The organism is Sagittula sp. (assembly GCF_052825245.1).
In genome coordinates this window covers 118,936-137,035 of sequence record NZ_JBRBWD010000014.1, presented here as the reverse complement: position 1 = coordinate 137,035, position 18,100 = coordinate 118,936, and the positions used below count along the sequence as shown (strand labels likewise).

Genomic DNA, 18,100 nt, shown 5'->3' with positions numbered 1-18,100 from the left:
TTACAGCCCCCAAAATAAGGCGATTCTGCGACAAGCGGCCACAACCGCTTGTTTATCCACAGGAGTCCAGTGGAAATTTAGCGAAAGCAATGTTCTCAAAGCTTTACAGGTCAAAGCTGAGATTGCATTGTGCGAGTCACATCTGTGGGGGCAGACATGACGTTAAAGAAACTGGCGGTCTACGCCATTATTGTGTCCAATTTTGCGGGCTTTGCGCAGACTGCCAGCGCGCAGGGCCAGATCCCGGCGAACTTTCCGCCTGCCAGCTACACGGGCAAGCAATTCGTGGACAATGACGGCTGCGTATTCGTACGCGCGGGTTTTGACGGCAACGTCACATGGGTGCCCCGCGTCACGCGGCAGCGCAAACCGATCTGCGGACAGACACCGACCATGGGCGGCAATGTGACGGCTGCGGCAACGGTCCGCACGCCGGGTGCACCGCCTCCGGTGCAGATCACGGTGGACACCCCGCCGGCGGCCGCACCCGTGGCGGCAGCGCCTGCGCCGGTCGCAACCGCACCGCGCAGGGTGGTGCGCAGCACGACGGCGACCGTGCCGAATTACGCACCTGCACCGCGCGTGGTCATGGCACCCGCGTCGAAGCCGGTCACGGCGGAGCCGCCGCGCATCGTGCGCCCCGTGCCGACGACGACGGTCCGCACCGTCGCGCCGGCCAGGACGCGGGTCGTGGTTCCGGCGCGCGAAGCCTGCCTTGCCGGCAAGACGACGCGCCGTGTCGGCAACCGGACGGTTTCTGTCCGTTGCGGGCCGCAGAGCGCGCCGCATGTGACCGAGATCCGCCGCGGCGAAGCGCCGACCGCTGGCAAGAACGTCTATTACAACCGCAATTCGTGGCAGGGGTCCTCGCTGGCGCCCGATACGCGTATCGTCCCGCGCCATGTGTACGAAAGCCGCGACACGCAGATCGCCTCGATCCCGGCGGGGTACAAGCCGGCCTGGGAAGACGACCGGCTGAACCCCTACCGCGCGATCCAGACGGTGGCGGGTCATCAGGCGACCCAGCAGATCTGGTCCAACCAGGTGCCGCGCCGCCTGATCTCTCAGGCGAACAAGCGCCAGCCGTTCCCGAAGAACCTCTGGACCACGCGCTACCGGCATGAAGTGAAGGCACCGGACATCGCCTACGTCGCGAACCAGACCTATCCGCCGGTCGACGTGCAGATCGCCTACGCGGCGCAGGCACCGTACCGCACCGACGCCCTGTCCACGCGGGGCAACGCGGGCGCATCCGGCGGCGGCTTCGTGGAAATCGGCGTCTTCACCACCAGCGACAAGGCGGCTGCGGCCTCTGCCCGGCTGGCGGCAGCAGGGTTCCCGGTGCAGGCGGCCAACGTCACGCACCGCGGCCAGTCCGTGCAGCGGCTGCGCGTCGGTCCCTACGGCACCGATGTTGCCGTCAAGGCTGCGCTCGCTGCGGTGCACCGCAGCGGCTACACGCAGGCCTACGTCCGCTGAGCCGGACCTGAGACACAAGCCCGTTCGGAACGGACGGCTTCAGAGAGGCCCGGGCATGGGGGTGCCCGGGCCTCTCGCTTTTCCGGGATGGAGTTTCAGGAGCCGCAGATGCCCTGCAACCTGACCCAATCGGCATCCGAAAGGACGGTGCGGCTGCCGGTGGTGCGCATCGGGTCCGCCTCGATCAGGGCCAGCGTGGACTCGCCGGTGATGTCGATGGCGTAGGCGTAGGGCGTGCTGCGCAGTTCGGCTTCGGCGAAGGCGGGCAGCAACCGCGCGGCATCCGGGGTCCTTACGGGGCGGGTCATGATGTACTCGGCGTAGTCCGAAAGGGCTGAATCCGGCAGGCTGCCCGTGGTCAGCAACTTCAGCGACGCCGCCAGCCCCGCCCAGTCGAGCAGTTCGGCCAGCGGGTCGCTGGCACGGGCGCGGGCGGCCTCGACCAGTGCAAAGCCCGCGGCCACGTCCGGATCCTCGTGGTCTTCCACCACGCGGCGGTGCAGGAGCACGATGCCGCCCGGCAGATGAGTGCTGGTGAACCCGCCGCCCGGCACGATCACCACGCTGCCCGACGACTGGATGCGCTGCGAGAACCGCTTGAGCGGTTCGCGCGCGTCGGGCGTGTTGCACGGCTGTCCCGTCAGGCGGGTGATATGGGTCAGAAGGTTGGCGCCGATCTCTGCCCGTTTGACCGGGGGCACGACCGTCGTGGCATAGCGTTCGAGGGCATCGGGCAGCCAGAAGATCGCCCCGGCGGCCAGCGCCACGAAGAAGGCGCCGGTCAGGTAGAAGCGCAGCTTGCCGGGGCGCGGGCGCCGCCGGTCGATGGCACGCAGCACGCGGTCCAGTCCGGCGATCATGTCGGTCTCGTCCGCCGCCAGTTCAAGCGTCTCGTCCGGGTCGCTGTCGGGATGGTATATGGCAGGCACCTGCGTGCCGTTGGCCCGCGTCACGGCACCCAGCGACCAATGGGCGAGAATGTCGCCGGAGGTCGAGCTCATGGTGAGGGTCGCATCGCCAAGCGAAACGATCACCTCGCGCCGCTGTGCGTCCGGGTCCGGGCGCCACAGCCCGGTGGCCTCGAGCCTCTGGAATTGCTTCAGTGCTGTCATGCGGGCGCTGCTCTGCCTCTCGCTTCGGCGGACGATAGCACGGTGCACACAAGAGGTGCAATCTGGAGAGAAAGGCCGCGCTTAACCCGGGTTTAACCGCGCCGGCGCCAAGCTGACCGAAACGGAGGTCAGGCCATGCACCCTGTGGACGAGCTGGCGCAGCTGCGCGCACAAATGCGGCGCCTGAAGGCGCGCGAGGCGGAACTGCGGGCGCAGTTCCTGTCGGGAAACGCCCCGCCGATCAGCAACCGCCACCGGGTCGAAATCGTTCGGCAGCGCCGCCCGGCCTTCGTGAAGGACAAGCTGCCGGAACACGTCCTCAACGATCCGTGGTACTGGGAAACCCGGGAGACGCAGGTCGTGAAGGTGGTCGATCTGGCCCGGCGTGGCGGCGGATGGGCCGAGGTGGACAGCGTCCTCGAGACCTGAGGCACGCCATGGTGGCCAACCCCGGCCCGTGCCCGGGAACGCCCACCCTACGTCCCGCAGCGCCCCCAGCACCGAAAGCACGACGCCGCCCCTTCATCTTGGTCCAAATACCTGCTGCAACGTCAGTCCTCACGCCTTCGGCAACAGCAAGGAGCGCGCGGGTCGGCGTGCGCAGCACGGCGAAATCACTTCTCCTTCGCCAGTGCGCGCAGCTCGAACTTCTGGATCTTGCCGGTCGAGGTCTTCGGCAGTTCCTGGAACACCACCTTCTTGGGGGTCTTGAACCCGGCCAGCCGCTCTCGGGCAAAGGCGATCAGGTCGGCCTCCGTCGCCTCCCGACCGTCCTTCAGCTCGACGAAGGCGCAGGGCACCTCACCCCATTTCTCGTCCGGCTTCGCCACCACCGCGCACAGCAGCACCGCCGGGTGCGCCATCAGCACCCCCTCCACCTCCACCGAGGAGATGTTCTCGCCGCCGGAAATGATGATGTCCTTCGCGCGGTCGGCGATCTGCAGGTAGTTGTCCGGATGCATCACGGCGATGTCGCCGGAGTGGAAGAGCCCGTCCTTGAAGGCCTCTCTCGTGGCGCGCGGGTTCTTCAGGTAGCCCTTCATGACGCCGTTGCCACGAAACACGATCTCTCCGCGGGCCTGTCCGTCGCGCGGAATCGGTGCGCCGTCATCGTCAAGCACGTCCATCGGTTCGAGGAACGGCATCGCCACGCCCTGCCGCGATTTCTGGGCGGCGCGGGCCTCGCCCTCCATGTGGTCCCACTTCGACTGCCAGGTGCATTCGGTGCCCGGACCGTAGGTCTCGGTCAGGCCGTAGACCTGCGTGACGTTGAAGCCCATGGGTTCGATCGCGGCGAGCGTGGCGGGTGCGGGCGGCGCGCCGGCGGTGAAGACCTCGACCACATGGTCGAACGCCCGCCTCTGGTCCTCGGGTGCGTTGATCAGCGTGTTGAGCACGATGGGCGCGCCGCCGAAATGGGTCACCCCCTCGTCGGCGATGGCGTTGAAGATCGAGTCGGCCCGCACGTCCCGGCAGCAGACGATGGTGCCGCCGACGGCCGGCATCATCCACGTGTGGCACCAGCCGTTGCAGTGGAACAGCGGCACGATGGTCAGATAGACCGGGTGCAGCACGATGCGCCACGACAGCACCTGTCCCATGGCGTTCAGGTAGGCGCCGCGGTGGTGATAGACCACGCCTTTGGGCCGGCCCGTGGTGCCCGAGGTGTAGTTGAGCGCGATGCTCTCCCACTCGTCCTCCGGCATGATCCATGCAAAGCCGGGATCACCCTTCGTCAGCAGGTCCTCGTACTGCAGGTAGTCGGAATGGCGGTGCACCCCGGCATGGTCGTCGGGCACTTCGACGACCTGCGGCGGTTCGTTCTCCATCCGGTCGAGCGCCTCGGCCAGCACCGGCAGGAACTGCGTGTCGCAGAGCACGACCTTCGCCTCGCCATGATCGAGGATGTAGGAGACCGTGTCCGGGTCCAGCCGCGTGTTGATCGCGTTCAGCACGGCCCCGCAGGCGGGCACGCCGAAGTGCGCCTCCACCTGCGCGGGGATGTTCGGCAGGATCGTCGCGACCACGTCGCCCGGCTCCACACCCAGGCCGGCCAGTCCGGACGCCAGCCTGCTGACCCGTTCGGCATATTCCACGTAGGTCTTGCGGTGCGCGCCGTAGACCACGGCCAGGTGATCGGGCCAGATCTGGACGGCCCGGTTGAGGAAGGACAGGGGCGTGAGCGGCACGTAATTCGCCGCGTTGCGTTCCAGTCCGGTTTCATCCTTCAGCCAGCCCATGTCGTACCCTCCCTGATGGTCAAGCAAGAATGTTGCGCCAGTTGACGGGGAAGGAAAAGGGGGTTTTCGTATTCCGGACAAAGGAGTTTTCAGATGATCATTTCCCGCGGGCGCAAATACATTTTCGTGCACATTCCGAAGACCGGCGGCACGTCCCTGGCGGCGGCTCTGGAGGATCGCGCGATGCGCGGCGACATCCTGATCGGCGACACGGAAAAGGCCAAGCGACGCAAGCGCCGGGTGAAGAAGCTGCAGGAAACCGCGCGCGGGCGGCTCTGGAAACACTCCAACCTGATCGACATCGAGGGCGTCGTGACCCCGCAGGAGGTGGAGGATTTCTTTGTTTTCACCATGGTGCGCAACCCGTGGGACCGGATGGTGAGCTATTACCACTGGCTGAGAACGCAAAGCTTCGATCACCGGATGGTGCACCTGTCCAAGATGATGACCTTTTCGGACTTCGTGAAGCACATGTTCACCCGCAAGCAGATGGAACAGTGGCCCTACACCGCCTACACCACGGATTCGCAGGGCAGGAACCGCTGCAACCACTACATCCGGCTGGAGACGTGGCGGCCGGACATGGACATGCTGGCGCAGCACCTTGGTTTCATGCCGGGGATCGGGCACCTCAACCGCTCTCCCCGGCATCCGGATTACCGGACCTACTACACAGACGAAACGGCAGAGGTCGTGGGCAACATCTGCCGTCAGGACATCATGCGGTTCGGTTACAGGTTCTGAGGGGCGCGCGGCGCGGGTTCGGCGGGCGGGCGCCGAACGGCCGTTACCGGATCGGTTCGAACAGCGCGTCTTTCATGCTGCAATCCTTCACCACGTCGCGGCCACAGGGCACCGGCGTCAGGTCGCGCGACAGGCAGACGCGGACCTCCTGGATGTAGGCGTCCCGGCAGGTCACGGTGACCATGTCCTTCTCAAGCCCCGGGTTGGCCTTCAGGAAGGCTTCTTCGACCACCGAAGCGGGCAGCTTCACCGGCTTGTCGAGCTTGCGGAAGACCGCCGGCCGGGCGACGGTGCCGTAGGCCTCGCGGGAGAGGGCGTAGTAGGCGCTGGCCGACAGGCCGGAGCAGACGCCGTGCTTCTTCCACTGGTGCCACGCAAGGCCGGAGGTCCCCATGATGTCGGCCATCCCGGCGGTCTGCTGGCGGGAGGGCTGACGTTCCGTCGTCGGGCAATAGGCGGGCCAGCCGCGGTGGTACTGCGGCCACAACCCGTGGAGCACCCAGCCAAAATCCGCGTCGCATTGTTCGGAGTTCCGGGCATCGCCCTCCATCCGGCACCAGTTCGGCGACCACGACAGCGACATGACGTAATAGTCGAATTGCCCGGCGGGTTCGCCGTCGGCCAGTGCGGGGGCGGCGGCGAACAGGGCAAAGGCGGCAAGAAGGGCGCGCATTTTTCCGTTTCCTTTTGATTTTCGCGGCACTATATACGGCGCAAGTTTCCCCACAACGGTAACCCGCCCCGGAGTTGATCCGGGGTCTCCCGCGGCCCCGAAAGGCGGTCCGGGGCACGGAAAAGGTTTGGCCGTTAAGACGTGAATAGGAGTAGACGAGATGTCCAAGCTGCTGCACCCCAAGGCGACCGCCGTCTGGCTGGTGGACAACACCACGATGACCTTCAAGCAGATCGCCGATTTCACCGGCTTTCACGAGCTTGAGATCCAGGGCATCGCCGATGGCGACGTGGCCGTGGGCGTGAAGGGGTTCGATCCCATCGCCAACAACCAGCTTGAGCAGGCCGAGATCGACAAGGCGGAGAAGGATCCGACGTACCGGCTGAAGGTGAAGTTCAACCCGGCCGCCCGCGACGAGGAAAAGCGCCGCGGCCCGCGCTACACCCCGCTGTCGAAGCGTCAGGACCGTCCGAATGCGATCCTGTGGCTGGTGAAGTTCCACCCTGAACTGACCGACGGCCAGATCGCCAAGCTGGTCGGCACCACGAAGCCCACGATCCAGTCGATCCGCGAGCGCACGCACTGGAACATCCAGAACATGCAGCCCATCGACCCGGTGGCACTTGGCCTCTGCAAGCAGACGGAGCTTGACGCCGCCGTGGCCAAGGCCGCGAAGGATCTGGAAAAGGTGATGACCGACGACGAGCGCCGCAAGCTTGTGTCGACGGAGCAGAGCCTCGAGATGGACAGCGCCGAACCGCGCCTGCCGTCGAACATGGAAGGGCTGGAAAGCTTCTCGCTGTCCGATCCCCGTGGCGACGACGACGAGGAAGAGGACGACAACCAGAACTACCTGGACGCCGACAGCTTCTTCAACCTGCCTGAAGACAAGGAGGACGAGGACGAGGACCGCTGAGGCGGGCCTCTTCCTCTGACGCCGCAAGCACTTCGAAACCGCGGGCCGTCACTGGCCCGCGGTTTTCGTTTGCAGGGTGGGTGAATGGGCAGGGTCGGGCGCGGCGCCCGGATGGCCACGTGACAGAGCGGTTCAGAAGTTCAGGGAGAACCCGGCATTGAACCCGGTGTGGCCCTTGTCGTCGGACGTCAGCTCTACCCGGCCGCCGAGGCCGTTCAGCGCCTGCGCCTTGAAGCTCATGCCCAGCGACATCTGTGTCTTCGACAGCACGTCTACGGCGTCGAACGGCGCCATACCGGATACCGCGATCTCGTCCTGCCGGCCGCCGAAGGCCGTCAGCCCGAGGAAGGGACGCAGGCTCGCACCGGCGGCGGTCATCGGCGCGCCTACTTCCAGCCGCAGGGCGGTGGCGGTGCTGTCACGCTCGTCCACCGTGGCACCAGGCAGGCCGGAGACGGGGTAGGCCTTGGTCGTGTGGTGCAGCGCGTCGCCCTGGACGACGAAGTCGATCCCGTGGCCCGCGCCATCGTCCATCAGCATGCCCGATCCGCGCAGCGTCAGACCCATCAGGCGCCCGTCCCGGTCGGCGGCGCCTGTGGCGGTGTCGGGGCTGTCGATCACGTTGTGGCTGCGGCCCACGTAGGCGGCGCCGTCGAAGGCGAGCCGGCCAACCGTGCGGCCGTAGGTCAGGCCCAGGAAATAGGAGCGGATGCGCGCCTTGTGGATGTCATCCGCCAGTTCGGAGGCACCCTGCCCATAGCCCGCGAAAGCCGAGAAACCCGTCTCGCCGAAGCCGTAGCCAAGGACCACGTTGCGCCGGTCGGTGTCGGTCTCTTGACCGCCGGACGGATCGACCGTGCTGCGCCCGGTGCTCGCCCCAAGCCAAACACCTGCAGCGGCCGTATCGAGCGCGGTCTGCCCGATGCCAAAGCCGATCTCGCGCCCGAGCAGGTCGGTCTGCGACATCGCGGTCTTGTCGGCGGCATGGGCCGGGACAAGGGAAGCAGCAGTCAGGGCGACGGCAAGCGCAAGGCGCGCGAGGCAGGACATGGAGGGCTCCGGGGCAGCGGGCAAGCAGTTGGCCGCAGCTATTGCGAATAGCCCGCAAGCGCGCAATAGCCCCAGGCCACGAGAGGCGGCAGGTGCGTCCTTTCGGGCGCAGTTTCTGATCGGTTCAGAAGCGTTTGCGTGCGTTCAGGGCAGCAGTGATGGTCCCGTCGTCGAGATAGTCGAGCTCCCCCCCGATCGGCACGCCCTGCGCCAGCGAGGAAACGGACACCCGCCCTTCGAGCTGATCGGCGATGTAATGGGCGGTGGTCTGCCCGTCGATGGTAGCGTTGAGCGCGAGGATGACCTCCGTCACGTTCTCGGCGCCAAGCCGGTCCATCAGCCGGGGAATGCGCAGTTCGTCCGGCCCCACGCCATCCAGCGCCGACAGGGTCCCACCCAGAACGTGGTAGCGGCCCTTGAAGACCTGCGCGCGTTCCATCGCCCAAAGGTCCGCCACGTCCTCGACCACGCACAGAAGGCCGTTGCCGCGCCTCTCGTCGCTACAGATCGGGCAGATGTCGGCGGTCGATACGTTGCCGCAGTTCAGGCACTCACGCGCGGTGCGGGCAACCTCGGTCATCGCTTCGGACAGCGGTTGCAGCAGCGGGCCGCGCTTGCGGATCAGGTGCAGCACAGCGCGCCGGGCAGACCGGGGGCCAAGCCCCGGCAGGCGCGCCATGAGGCCGATGAGCGTGTCGATGGGGTCGGTGTCTTTCATGGACCTGCGGCGTTCGGTTCAGTGCAGATAGGTACACGTCATTTGAGGAGAAAGTCGATGATCGTCGGCAGGAAGGACAAGAAGGCGACGATGCCCGCCGCCGAGACCGAAACCTGTCCGCCCGGCGGCAGGGTCTGGATGCCGTGCAGGGTGTCGCGCGTCTCCATCAGCTTGTCCAGCGGTTCCAGCGTCGCGATGTCGAGATAGCCGTCGCCCTCCGGGTCCTTCAGCGGGCCGTCGGGGCGCGGCGGCAGGCCGGAGCGCTGCCTGTGATGCGCCTCGATCAGGCGCTCCACCTCGTTCATCGCCTCGGACTTCACCTCCCGCAGCCTGTTCGACAGGGGCAGGATCGGCACCGCGTAGGTGGCCACGACCAGCGACAGGGTCAGGAGCGAAAACAGCGCCACGGTCTGGTCGACCTCGAAGCCGGACAGGATCAGCGACAGGATCGACAGCGACGCCACAAGCGCCGACGTTGTGACCAGCAGGCTGTTGGCGCGCAGGAGCGCGGGCAGCGGTTCGCGCGAAAGGTTCAGGATGCGCAGGTCGATGTCGTCGATCCTCACCAGCACGGCCCACCAGAAGCGGAAGATCACCGCGACGGCGGCGCCGATGATCAGGTTTCCGCAGAAAATGAAGAGCGAGAGCATCCGGGTCAGCAACAGCTTGGGCACCGGGTTCGGGCAATGGTCGGGCGCGCCGAGGACGGTGCCCAGCGGGTTCTCCGCCGCTTCGGCGATCAGCGGCACAAGTTCCGACAGCGACAGGACCTCGCGGTTCCACGGGTCGTAGATCCAGATCCCGCCCGCCAGCAGGCCACCCCAGGCCGCCGCCAGCACCAGCGAGGCCGGGGTGAACAGCGTCCGGTCGATCCATCGTTGCGGGTCGTGCGCGGGCAGGGGCATGTTGGCGTACATCTGGCCCAGCCGCGGCGTCAGCAGCCAGCCGGTGGCGTAGACGATCCAGGCGTTCAGCGTGACCAGCAGGATCAGGGCCGCGTCGCGGATGTCGCAGGTAAAGGCGGCTTCGGTGGCCAGGTAGGCGATGCCGCTGACCGTCGTCAGTCCGACGGCGATGCCCCCGGCCAGAACCCATGCCCGGGGGGTGTGGTAGTGGCGTCCGGTCTGTTCCGCCGCGCCCACCGTCCCGTCTCAGAACGGCAGTTTCATGTCGGCAGGCAGCCCCATTTCCTCGGTCAGCTTGCGCATTTCCTGTTCTGCGCGGCTCTGGGCCTTGGCCTGTGCGTCCTTGATCGCGGCGAGGATCAGGTCTTCCACCACTTCCTTTTCCGAGGCCACGAAAATCGACGGGTCGATCTCCAGCCCGGTCAGTTCGCCCTTGGCCGTGGCCGTCGCCTTCACCAGGCCCGCACCGGATTCCCCGGTCACGGTCATGGTCTTCAGGTCGTCCTGCAGTTGCGTGACCTTGCCCTGCATTTCCTTGGCGGTCTGCATCATCTTGGCCATGTCGCCAAGATTTCCGAGGCCCTTGAACATCGTCTGTACTCCTGTGTTCGGGGCGCGCGCCTGCATGATCGCCGCCCGGAAGGTTCAGAGGCTTATCGCAAGCGCAGCCCCGATCGACAAGCCTTCAGGCGGCGGGGCGGTCCTGCGGCATTGCCCGCATGGGCTGTATCCCGCAGCGTTTGCGGCCATGCCGTAAGCCATAGACCCGGCGGCGCGCTTCCCTCTTCAATCCTCGTCGAACGGATCCCATTCGTCCTCGACCTCCTGAAGCCCTTCCGACTGGGCTTCCGCCTCGGCCTCGGCCTGGGTGCGGATCGAGGTGATCGTGGCCTTGGGGAAGGCCGCGAGGGCGGCCTGCACGAGGGGGTGCTGCGCGGCCTCGGCCTTCAGTGCGCGGTCGGCGGCGTCGCGCCGCTCGGTCACCGTCGGTTCTTCGCAGCCGTTCACAACCGTCACCGCCCAGCGGTTGCCGGTCCAGCGTTGCAGGGCCGCGCCGAGTTTCGACGCAAGCTGCGGATCGGCAGTATCGGTCGGGGTGAACTCGATCCGGCCGGGCTGATAGGCGGCAAGGCGCAGGCCGCCCTCGACCTCCACCAGCAGCTTCACGTCGCGGTTGGCGCGGATCAGGTCCAGCACGTGTTCGAACGTCGCGTAATGGGCCAGCGCGTCGGTGGCCAGCGCAGGCGCCGCGCTGCCCGAGCGGGAGGCGACGGGGCCGGAGGGGCCGCGATGCGTGGGGGCCGGCACGCCCGTGGCCTGGGTTTGCCCGCCATGATGCGCATGCCCGCCACCACCACCGGGGCCGGTGGGCATGGGGGGCGGGGGAGTGTCCTGCAGCTTGCGGATCAGGTCCTCGGGCGTCGGCAGGTCGGCCACGTGGGTCAGACGGATCACCGCCATCTCTGCCGCCATGATGGCGGACGGTGCGGTCGAGACCTCCTCGATCGCCTTCAGCAGCATCTGCCACGCCCGGCCGAGGCTGCGCTGGCCGAGACCGTCGGCAAAGGCCTGCCCGCGTGCCCGCTCGTCCGGCGAAATCGTGGGGTCCTCGGCGGCATCCGGGGTGATCTTGACCACGGAAATCCAGTGAGTCAGCTCCGCAAGGTCGCGCAGCACGGCCAGCGGATCGGCACCGTCGGCATATTGCGCGGCCAGTTCCTCGAGCGCACCGGCCGCGTCGCCGCGCATGATGCGTTCGAAAAGATCCATGGTGCGGCCCCGGTCGGCCAGGCCCAGCATCGCGCGGACCTGGTCGGCGGTCGTCTCTCCGGCGCCGTGTGAGATTGCCTGATCCAGCAGCGAGGTCGCGTCGCGGGCGGAGCCTTCGGCGGCGCGGGTGACAAGCGCCAGTGCCTCGTCGGTGATCTCCGCGCCCTCGCTGGCCGCGATCTTGCGCAGCAGGGCGATCATGATCTCGGGCTCGATCCGGCGCAGGTCGAAGCGCTGGCAGCGCGACAGGACCGTGACGGGGACCTGCCGGATCTCGGTCGTGGCAAAGATGAACTTCACATGCGCGGGCGGTTCCTCGAGCGTCTTAAGGAGCGCGTTGAACGCGCTCTTGGACAGCATGTGAACCTCGTCGATGATGTAGATCTTGTAGCGCGCCGAGGCCGCCCGGTAGTGCACGCTCTCGATGATCTCGCGGATGTCGCCGACGCCGGTACGCGAGGCCGCGTCCATCTCCATCACGTCGACGTGGCGGCCTTCCATGATCGCCACGCAATGTTCGCACTTGCCGCAAGGGTCGGTGGTCGGGCCGCCGTTGCCGTCCGGTCCGATGCAGTTCATGCCCTTCGCGATGATCCGCGCCGTCGTCGTCTTACCGGTCCCGCGAATCCCCGTCATGATGAAGGCCTGCGCGATGCGGTCCGCGGCGAAGGCGTTCTTGAGGGTGCGGACCATGGCATCCTGGCCGACGAGATCGGCAAAGGTCTCTGGCCGGTACTTGCGGGCGAGCACCTGGTAGGCGGGCTGATCTGACATGCGGGTTCCCTGGATCGGACGGGGCCAAGCTATTGTCCGGGGCAGGGGATCGCAAGCCTTGCGGGAACCGCCTTCGCACTTAAGACGTTCGATCACGACTGGGTGTACGGAGGGTGACCATGCGACTTAGGGGAATTCGGAGCAGTTCCAACGTCGAGGACAGGCGGGGCCGTGGCGGCGGCATGGCCGTCGGCGGCGGACTGGGCCTCGGCGGCGTGCTACTGGTGCTGGCCATCGGCTATTTCACCGGCATCGACGTGTCGCCGATCCTGACCGGAAACGGCTCAGGCCAGTCGCAGCAGACGCGCCCCCTGACGGAACAGGAAGAGCGGGCGGGCGAGTTCAGCGCGCAGGTCCTCGCCACGACCGAGCAGGTCTGGACCAATGTCTTCCCAAACGCCTTCGGCAAGCCCTACGATCCCCCGACGCTGGTGCTGTTCAGCCAAGTCATGCAGTCGCCCTGCGGCGGTGCGTCGGGCGCCACGGGACCGTTCTACTGCCCGGCCGACGAGAAGGCCTACCTCGACACCGCCTTCTTCGCCTACATGAAGCAGGAGCTGGGCGCGGGCGGCGACTTTGCGCAGGCCTACGTCATCGCTCACGAGGTCGCGCACCACGTCCAGGACGAGATCGGCATCCTCGCCGAGGTCAACGCCATGCGCCAGCGCGCCTCCGAGCGTGAGGCCAATGCCCTGACCGTGCGGCTGGAACTGCAGGCGGATTGCCTGTCGGGCGTGTGGGCGTCCTACGTCGACGACCTGCTTGAGCCGGGCGACATCGACGAGGCGCTGAACGCCGCGCAGCGGATCGGTGACGACTACCTCCAGCGCAAGGCGGGACGGGTCCCGAACCCGCATACCTTCACACATGGCACCTCCGAACAGCGGCAGCGCTGGTTCAGCAACGGGTACGAGTCGGGCAGCCCCGCGGCCTGCGATACCTTCGGCGCGGAACGTCTCTGACGCTTGCGCGCCGGGGACGGTTGACGCTAGGATCGGGCATGGCCCATCGGCAGGGGGCCACCTGATCCGCGGAAAGCCTTCGCACCTGCATCTGACGTCGAAGACCCACATCTTCGGATTTCTCTGGCCCGAGCAGCGGATTGCGGGCGATGACGGAGGAAGCCGATGTCCGAAACATCCCTCGACAAGCTGCGTCTCGACGCCAAACTTCTGCACCGCGCGTGGATCGCGCGCGAACCGTGGGCCGTCGAACGTGTGCGCCAGCACCCGCCGCGCAAGGACCTGACCGACCTTGTCCGGGCCGATTTCCTGTTCATCATCGCGCAGGAGAACGGCTTCGCAAGCTGGCCGCGGCTGAAGGCGGAGGCGGAGAGGACCGGCCTCGACCGGGCCGCCCGGTTGCAACGCCTGAAGGTGGCGCTGGCCCACGGGCAGGTCGATCTGGCCGAAACCCTGCTGGCCGACACACCCGACCTGCCGGATGGCCTTTTTGGACTGGAATGCGCGCTCTACCGCCGCGCGGCGGTGGAACAAGCGCTGGCCGCCCGGCCGGAACTGGCGGTACAGCAGCTGGGGCCGCGAACGCCGATCCTGCACCTCAGCTTTTCGCGCTGGATACACAAGTGCCCGGAACTGGAAGGCGACATGCTGGCCATTGCCGATCTGCTGGTGGAGCATGGGGCGGACGTGAATGACGGTCTGCCCGGACCGGACGGCCACCGGCTGTCGGCGCTCTATGGGGCCATCGGCCACGCCGACAACATGGCCTTGGGCGAATGGCTGCTGGATCACGGCGCCGATCCGAACGACGGCGAATCGCTCTACCACGCGACGGAGCTTGGCCATCACGGCGGCCTGCGTCTGCTGCTGGCTGCGGGGGCGACGCCGGAGGGAACGAACGCGCTGTTCCGGGCCATGGATTTCAACGACCACGTCGCAGTCGGGATGCTGCTGGAGGCGTACTCCGACACCGGGGACTTGAACGGTGGCGCCATCACTGCCTTGCATCACGCCGCACGACGTGGCTGCGACAGGCCGATGGCCGAGATGCTGCTGGACGCGGGCGCGGACCCGGAACGGCGCTGGCAGGGCACGCATCCCCTGGCCTTCGCGAAGGTCTACGGCAACGCGCAGGTCGCAGTGGCGCTCGAGGCCCGCGGCGTCACTTGCGACCTGAGCCGGGAGGAGACGCTTCTGGTGCGCGCGGCAGAGGGGCTGGACAGCCCGGGAGACTGCGTCGATCCTGACCGGCTCGCCGAACCCTACCGCAACATCTTCCGCGAGATCTTGCATCTGCCGGACCGCATGAACCATCTGCAGCGCCTCGTCGCCGTCGGTCTGCCCTCCGACGCAACGGATGCGCATGGGGTCACGCCGGTGCAGATCGCGGGCTGGGAGGGGCTGCCGGAGATCGTGGGCTGGCTTTTGTCGCTGAGGCCCGACCTGAGCCACGTCAACGGCTACGGGGGCACGCTCCTGTCGACGATCCTGCACGGGTCGGAGAACAACCCCGCGCGTGCCGACCGCGACCACGAAGCATGTCTGCGGCTGGCGCTGGAGGCCGGGGTCGCCCTGCCCAGGCACGTGATCTCCGCGACGGGGCGCTCCGACCTGCGCCGGTTCCTGTCGGATTGGGCGGAGGCCCGGCCGGGGCAGGTGGTCTGAGAGTGCCCCGGTTCACCTTCCACGGCCGTCATGCCGACCGAATCGCTAGGACCGGGGCGTCAAGTGTGTATCATCGCCGGGAACGGATTTTCCCCAGTCGGGTGAACAAGGGAACGGAAAGAACGGGGTAAGTGACGGGGATCGGAGAGAAATCGGCGGTCGTGATGCATGCGTGGCCCGTCGGTGGCGGGATCGTTGCGATCTCGCCGCTGCCGGGTGCGGGCGGCGACTATCGCGGCGACCTCGAGCACCTGGCAAGCTGGCGCCCGGCCATTGTGCTGTCGCTCGTGACCCCCGAGGAACTGGTGGACGCAGGCGCCATGAACCTTGGCCAGAACATCCAGGACAAGGGCACGCGCTGGGTGCACCTCGCGATCGGGCCGGGGGACAGGCCGAGCGACAGCCAGATGGAGACCTGGCCTTCGGTGTCGGAACAGGCGCGGCGTGCGCTGCTGGGCGGCGGGCGGGTCCTTGTGAACAGCCGGAACGGCGGCGGGCGCTGCGGCATGGCCGTGCTGCGCCTGATGATCGAGGCGGGCGAAGCCCCCGACGAGGCCGAGGAACGGTTGAAGAGCGTTTGTCCGGAGGCAGAGGGGACGCCCGATCAGATGGATTGGGCGAAGGCCGCAACGCGCGGCGCGGCTAAGTTTGTCCGTCATCCGGAGCGTTGATCCCGCGACCGCCCGCCATTGCGTCAAGATCCGGAAAAGCAAAAGCCCCGGCGCGGGGCCGGGGCTTTCTGGTGAGAGATTGCAACGACCCAAGCGGGGCTCGTTACGGCTGCTTCCTTCCGGACCTGACCGGGTTGGCGAGGCGCCTGCCCGCACAACCTCTCGACCGCTCATTTAGGGGTTCGCGCCGCGGATTGCAAGGGTTGCGGCCCGCCCGCCGGTCGACGTGCGGAGACGTGGCGACCGGAGGCCCGCGCGACCCCTCCGATCCCGGGCCTGTTCTGCGAAACCCTGTGGACAGGCGGGCCGGAACCGGTAAGAGCGGGGACATGGACACGCCTTTCGAGATATTCCTGAGCGCCCCGCCCGGGCTGGAAACCCTGCTGGCAGAGGAGGCAGCGGAGCAGGGATTCGCCGCGCCTGAGGCCGTTGCGGGCGGCGTCGTGACAAGCGGCGGCTGGCACGACGTCTGGCGGGCGAACCTCTGCCTGCGCGGGGCGTCGCGCGTGCTGATCCGCATCGCCGAGTTCCGCGCCTTTCACCTGGCCCAGCTCGACAAGCGCGCGAAGAAGGTGGATTGGGCCGCCTATCTCCCCAAGGGCGCCGACGTGCGGGTCGACGTGACCTGCCGCGCGTCGAAGATCTATCACGACCGCGCGGCTCGTTCGCGCGTGGCCGGTGCGATGGAGGTGGCCGGGCTGAAGGTCGGGGCCGAAGGGACCTTCCGTGTGATGGTGCGGATCGAGGACGACCTCGTGACCGTGTCGCTCGACACCTCCGGCGAGCTGTTGCATCGGCGCGGCTACAAGGAGGCAGTCGGCAAGGCCCCCCTGCGCGAGACGCTGGCGGCGTGCTTTTTGAGGGCGGCCGGGTATCGCGGGACCGAAACGGTGGTCGACCCGATGTGCGGTTCCGGCACCTTCGTGATCGAAGCGGCGGAGATCGCGCTGGGGCTGGCGCCGGGCCGTGCGCGCGGGTTCGCCTTAGAGGCCTTCCCGACGTTCGATGCCAAGGCCTATGACGCGATCCGCAGCGATGCCGGCCTGGAAGCCCGGCCTACGGACTGTCGGTTCTTCGGCGCTGACCGCGACGACGGGGCCATCCGGGGCAGCACGGCCAACGCGGAGCGGGCCGGGGTGTCCGGGGTCTGCACCTTCACCCGCGCGCCGGTCAGCGCCCTCGAACGCCCCGATGGGCCGCCGGGACTGGTCATGGTCAACCCGCCCTACGGCGCGCGGATCGGCGACCGGAAGCTGCTGTTCGGGCTGTACGGGTCGCTGGGCGCGGTGCTGAAGGAGCGGTTTGGCGGATGGCGGCTGGGTATGGTGACCTCGGACGGAGGGCTTGCCAAGGCAACCGGGCTGGAGCTCGACGCCGGGCCGCAGGTGGCCTTTGGCGGGCTGAAGGTCAGGCTGTACCAGGCGAGGATCTGAGCGACCGCCCAATCGCGCAGGACTGTGTTTTTGCCCTATGGGGCAGTCCGGCTGGCCGGGTGACCGGGAAGCGTCCGGCAACGGCGTTGCCACATCGGGCCAACTGACCGTAAGCTTCCCCAACGTCAGAGGGAGGCGCGCATGGCGGACAGTCAGAATATCTCGGACCACTGGGGCACCGGGGACGTCTACGGCAAGATCGTCGAGACCATGAAGGCCGCCGGGATGGACCCCGAGACGGTGACCATCGAACAGCTCGCCCCGGTCGACCACTTCCACGCCCGCGGCTTTCCGGCCACGCAGGATCTGGCAGAGGTGTTGCCCATCCGCGAAGGCCAGAGGATCGTCGACATCGGCAGCGGCATCGGTGGCCCGGCGCGCTACCTGGCGCAGCGCTTCGGCTGCCATGTTGAGGGCATCGACATCACCGCCCCCTTCGTCGAGGCAGCGAACAGGCTGACCGATCTGGTCGGGATGACGGGCCGCGTCACCTGCGTGCATGGCGACGGACAGGCGCTGCCCTTCGAGGATGAACGATTTGACGGGGGATACAGCCAGCACGTCACGATGAACGTGCCGGATCGTGCCGGGTTCTTCGGCGAAGCCTTTCGCGTGCTGAAACCCGGGGCCTTCTTCGCGATCACGGAACACGGGCTGGGACCTGTGGGCGATCCGCACCACCCGCTGCCGTGGTCTGAAGATGGCAGCGGCGCCTACCTGATGCGCCCCGACGACACGGTGGCCCTGCTCGCGGCGGCCGGCTTTACCGGGATCGACGTGACCGACACCGGCGAGAAGTACCTGGCGGGCTATAACAAGGCCATCGAGATGGCGGAGAAGGGGCAGGTTCCCGTGTTCGGCGTGCACATCCTGCTGGGCCGGCAGGCACCGCAGATCGTCCGCAATGCCGCGCGCAACATCGCGGAGCGCCGGACCCATCCGGTTCAGATCGTCTGCCGCAAACCGGGGTGAGGGCTGCCCTTGGAGG

17 protein-coding genes and 1 other RNA gene are annotated in these 18,100 nt (G+C 67.4%); 9 read left to right on the top strand and 9 right to left on the bottom strand.

Features of this window, described 5'->3' with window-relative positions; all coding sequences use genetic code 11:
- Positions 1-156: 156 nt before the first annotated feature.
- Positions 157-1,479, top strand: coding sequence for an SPOR domain-containing protein (locus tag ACU0DV_RS04300; RefSeq protein ID WP_446242473.1), 1,323 nt, complete (start codon positions 157-159; stop codon positions 1,477-1,479).
- Between the two features lie 95 nt (positions 1,480-1,574).
- Here the strand turns inward: ACU0DV_RS04300 and ACU0DV_RS04295 are convergent, their stop codons facing one another.
- Positions 1,575-2,591 carry a hypothetical protein gene (locus tag ACU0DV_RS04295; protein ID WP_446242472.1) on the bottom strand — a complete coding sequence of 339 codons (1,017 nt, stop codon included), beginning with the start codon at positions 2,589-2,591 and terminating at the stop codon, positions 1,575-1,577.
- 135 nt (positions 2,592-2,726) lie between these two features.
- Here ACU0DV_RS04295 and ACU0DV_RS04290 point away from each other — a divergent pair, with 135 nt between their 5' ends.
- On the top strand, positions 2,727-3,020 hold the full coding sequence (locus ACU0DV_RS04290; protein ID WP_283982322.1) for a hypothetical protein: 294 nt from the start codon (positions 2,727-2,729) through the stop codon (positions 3,018-3,020).
- Between the two features lie 185 nt (positions 3,021-3,205).
- Here ACU0DV_RS04290 and ACU0DV_RS04285 read toward each other — a convergent pair whose 3' ends face one another.
- Complete coding sequence (locus tag ACU0DV_RS04285; RefSeq protein ID WP_446242471.1) at positions 3,206-4,831, bottom strand: AMP-binding protein; 1,626 nt, start codon at positions 4,829-4,831, stop codon at positions 3,206-3,208.
- A 93-nt stretch (positions 4,832-4,924) separates the two neighbouring features.
- On the opposite strand from ACU0DV_RS04285, the gene ACU0DV_RS04280 reads away from it, so the two are divergent.
- A complete protein-coding gene (locus tag ACU0DV_RS04280) occupies positions 4,925-5,575 on the top strand; it encodes a sulfotransferase family 2 domain-containing protein (RefSeq protein ID WP_283982324.1) in 651 nt (216 codons plus the stop codon).
- 43 nt (positions 5,576-5,618) lie between these two features.
- On the opposite strand, the gene ACU0DV_RS04275 is transcribed toward ACU0DV_RS04280, so the two are convergent.
- On the bottom strand, positions 5,619-6,248 hold the full coding sequence (locus ACU0DV_RS04275) for a ribonuclease T2 family protein (protein WP_446242470.1): 630 nt from the start codon (positions 6,246-6,248) through the stop codon (positions 5,619-5,621).
- A 160-nt stretch (positions 6,249-6,408) separates the two neighbouring features.
- On the opposite strand from ACU0DV_RS04275, the gene ACU0DV_RS04270 reads away from it, so the two are divergent.
- Positions 6,409-7,164 (top strand): DUF1013 domain-containing protein, encoded by a 756-nt coding sequence (locus ACU0DV_RS04270; protein WP_446242469.1) that lies wholly within the window; start codon positions 6,409-6,411, stop codon positions 7,162-7,164.
- A 132-nt stretch (positions 7,165-7,296) separates the two neighbouring features.
- Here the strand turns inward: ACU0DV_RS04270 and ACU0DV_RS04265 are convergent, their stop codons facing one another.
- The 5 genes from ACU0DV_RS04265 to ACU0DV_RS04245 all read right to left on the bottom strand — a co-directional run bounded on the left by ACU0DV_RS04265 (position 7,297) and on the right by ACU0DV_RS04245 (position 12,381).
- On the bottom strand, positions 7,297-8,214 hold the full coding sequence (locus ACU0DV_RS04265; RefSeq protein ID WP_446242468.1) for a hypothetical protein: 918 nt from the start codon (positions 8,212-8,214) through the stop codon (positions 7,297-7,299).
- Positions 8,215-8,338: 124 nt separating this feature from the next.
- A complete protein-coding gene (gene recR, locus ACU0DV_RS04260; RefSeq protein WP_100927876.1) occupies positions 8,339-8,932 on the bottom strand; it encodes a recombination mediator RecR in 594 nt (197 codons plus the stop codon).
- A 38-nt stretch (positions 8,933-8,970) separates the two neighbouring features.
- Positions 8,971-10,074 (bottom strand): hypothetical protein, encoded by a 1,104-nt coding sequence (locus ACU0DV_RS04255; protein WP_283982328.1) that lies wholly within the window; start codon positions 10,072-10,074, stop codon positions 8,971-8,973.
- A gap of 9 nt (positions 10,075-10,083) precedes the next feature.
- Positions 10,084-10,428 (bottom strand): YbaB/EbfC family nucleoid-associated protein, encoded by a 345-nt coding sequence (locus ACU0DV_RS04250; RefSeq protein WP_283982329.1) that lies wholly within the window; start codon positions 10,426-10,428, stop codon positions 10,084-10,086.
- 195 nt (positions 10,429-10,623) lie between these two features.
- Complete coding sequence (locus ACU0DV_RS04245; RefSeq protein ID WP_283982330.1) at positions 10,624-12,381, bottom strand: DNA polymerase III subunit gamma/tau; 1,758 nt, start codon at positions 12,379-12,381, stop codon at positions 10,624-10,626.
- Between the two features lie 119 nt (positions 12,382-12,500).
- Between ACU0DV_RS04245 and ypfJ the strand changes: the two genes are divergently transcribed.
- The 3 genes from ypfJ (at position 12,501) to ACU0DV_RS04230 (ending at position 15,679) form a co-directional block, all read left to right on the top strand.
- Positions 12,501-13,343, top strand: a complete 843-nt coding sequence (gene ypfJ / locus ACU0DV_RS04240; protein ID WP_446242467.1) for a KPN_02809 family neutral zinc metallopeptidase — start codon at positions 12,501-12,503, stop codon at positions 13,341-13,343.
- A 165-nt stretch (positions 13,344-13,508) separates the two neighbouring features.
- Positions 13,509-15,008, top strand: coding sequence for an ankyrin repeat domain-containing protein (locus tag ACU0DV_RS04235; RefSeq protein WP_446242466.1), 1,500 nt, complete (start codon positions 13,509-13,511; stop codon positions 15,006-15,008).
- Positions 15,009-15,139: 131 nt separating this feature from the next.
- A complete protein-coding gene (locus tag ACU0DV_RS04230) occupies positions 15,140-15,679 on the top strand; it encodes a protein-tyrosine phosphatase family protein (protein WP_446242465.1) in 540 nt (179 codons plus the stop codon).
- A 67-nt stretch (positions 15,680-15,746) separates the two neighbouring features.
- Here ACU0DV_RS04230 and ffs read toward each other — a convergent pair.
- Positions 15,747-15,846, bottom strand: an RNA gene (ffs, locus tag ACU0DV_RS04225) — signal recognition particle sRNA small type.
- A gap of 162 nt (positions 15,847-16,008) precedes the next feature.
- On the opposite strand from ffs, the gene ACU0DV_RS04220 reads away from it, so the two are divergent.
- Together ACU0DV_RS04220 and ACU0DV_RS04215 are read left to right on the top strand one after the other, a co-directional pair.
- The gene (locus ACU0DV_RS04220) at positions 16,009-17,112 is read left to right on the top strand and encodes a THUMP domain-containing class I SAM-dependent RNA methyltransferase (RefSeq protein ID WP_446242464.1); all 1,104 of its coding nucleotides are present in this window, start codon (positions 16,009-16,011) and stop codon (positions 17,110-17,112) included.
- Between the two features lie 141 nt (positions 17,113-17,253).
- Complete coding sequence (locus ACU0DV_RS04215; RefSeq protein ID WP_446242463.1) at positions 17,254-18,084, top strand: class I SAM-dependent methyltransferase; 831 nt, start codon at positions 17,254-17,256, stop codon at positions 18,082-18,084.
- Positions 18,085-18,100: the final 16 nt, after the last annotated feature.

Excerpts from the sequence above, each read along its gene's own strand:
- ACU0DV_RS04300 (WP_446242473.1), top strand. The coding sequence starts at position 157 with ATGACGTTAAAGAAACTGGCGGTCTACGCCATTATTGTGTCCAATTTT.
- ACU0DV_RS04295 (WP_446242472.1), bottom strand. The coding sequence starts at position 2,591 with ATGACAGCACTGAAGCAATTCCAGAGGCTCGAGGCCACCGGGCTGTGG.
- ACU0DV_RS04290 (WP_283982322.1), top strand. The coding sequence starts at position 2,727 with ATGCACCCTGTGGACGAGCTGGCGCAGCTGCGCGCACAAATGCGGCGC.
- ACU0DV_RS04285 (WP_446242471.1), bottom strand. The coding sequence starts at position 4,831 with ATGGGCTGGCTGAAGGATGAAACCGGACTGGAACGCAACGCGGCGAAT.
- ACU0DV_RS04280 (WP_283982324.1), top strand. The coding sequence starts at position 4,925 with ATGATCATTTCCCGCGGGCGCAAATACATTTTCGTGCACATTCCGAAG.
- ACU0DV_RS04275 (WP_446242470.1), bottom strand. The coding sequence starts at position 6,248 with ATGCGCGCCCTTCTTGCCGCCTTTGCCCTGTTCGCCGCCGCCCCCGCA.
- ACU0DV_RS04270 (WP_446242469.1), top strand. The coding sequence starts at position 6,409 with ATGTCCAAGCTGCTGCACCCCAAGGCGACCGCCGTCTGGCTGGTGGAC.
- ACU0DV_RS04265 (WP_446242468.1), bottom strand. The coding sequence starts at position 8,214 with ATGTCCTGCCTCGCGCGCCTTGCGCTTGCCGTCGCCCTGACTGCTGCT.
- recR (WP_100927876.1), bottom strand. The coding sequence starts at position 8,932 with ATGAAAGACACCGACCCCATCGACACGCTCATCGGCCTCATGGCGCGC.
- ACU0DV_RS04250 (WP_283982329.1), bottom strand. The coding sequence starts at position 10,428 with ATGTTCAAGGGCCTCGGAAATCTTGGCGACATGGCCAAGATGATGCAG.
- ACU0DV_RS04245 (WP_283982330.1), bottom strand. The coding sequence starts at position 12,381 with ATGTCAGATCAGCCCGCCTACCAGGTGCTCGCCCGCAAGTACCGGCCA.
- ypfJ (WP_446242467.1), top strand. The coding sequence starts at position 12,501 with ATGCGACTTAGGGGAATTCGGAGCAGTTCCAACGTCGAGGACAGGCGG.
- ACU0DV_RS04235 (WP_446242466.1), top strand. The coding sequence starts at position 13,509 with ATGTCCGAAACATCCCTCGACAAGCTGCGTCTCGACGCCAAACTTCTG.
- ACU0DV_RS04220 (WP_446242464.1), top strand. The coding sequence starts at position 16,009 with ATGGACACGCCTTTCGAGATATTCCTGAGCGCCCCGCCCGGGCTGGAA.
- ACU0DV_RS04215 (WP_446242463.1), top strand. The coding sequence starts at position 17,254 with ATGGCGGACAGTCAGAATATCTCGGACCACTGGGGCACCGGGGACGTC.